We start from the raw sequence: 545 nt of genomic DNA on the forward strand, positions 1-545 counted from the left end.
TGGTGGAGATGCAGCGGGGGTTGTTGCTGATCATGTCGATCAGTGACGGGTCCTGTCTGGCGGTGCTGGCGGCGGCGGATTCGGATCTGGGTCTGGTGGCCTATCAGATGACGTTGCTGGTGGAACGCGCGGGTCAGGTGCTGACTCCCGCGGTCCGCGCCGAACTCCAATCCGTGTCCTACCCCCGGAGGTGACGCGATGGATCCATGGGGTCAGGACCCCGGTGCGGACCCGTGGGGACGGCAGCCGGGCGCTCCGATCCCCGAGGAGCCCGCCTCTCCGGTCCGCCCGTTCACCGTGACCGGCGGGCGTACGACGCCCCGCATGCAGCTCGCGCTGGAGGCGCTGGTCTCCTCCGCCACGACCACGCACTACGACCTGTCCACGAGGCCGCCGGAGCATCGGGCCATCGCCTCCCTGTGCCGTCAGGTGCGGTCGGTGGCGGAGGTGTCGGCGTTGCTGCGGATTCCGCTGGGTGTGGTTCGTGTGGTGATCGCGGACATGGCGGCGGAGGGGCTGGTGCATGTGCATCAGCCGCAGTTGGA

Annotated in this window: 2 protein-coding genes; both read left to right on the forward strand. The window is 69.2% G+C overall.

Annotation, left to right across the window (positions count from 1 at the left end; translation table 11 throughout):
• On the forward strand, positions 1–194 hold a 194-nt coding region (locus tag HHX41_RS39525), incomplete at its 5' end, for a roadblock/LC7 domain-containing protein (protein ID WP_396795948.1).
• Positions 195–198: 4 nt separating this feature from the next.
• A partial coding sequence (locus HHX41_RS39530) for a DUF742 domain-containing protein (RefSeq protein WP_182910021.1) occupies positions 199–545 on the forward strand: 347 nt, incomplete at its 3' end.

The sequence above is a fragment of the Microbispora sp. H13382 genome (genome assembly GCF_014161445.1).
Taxonomy (GTDB): Bacteria; Actinomycetota; Actinomycetes; order Streptosporangiales; family Streptosporangiaceae; genus Microbispora.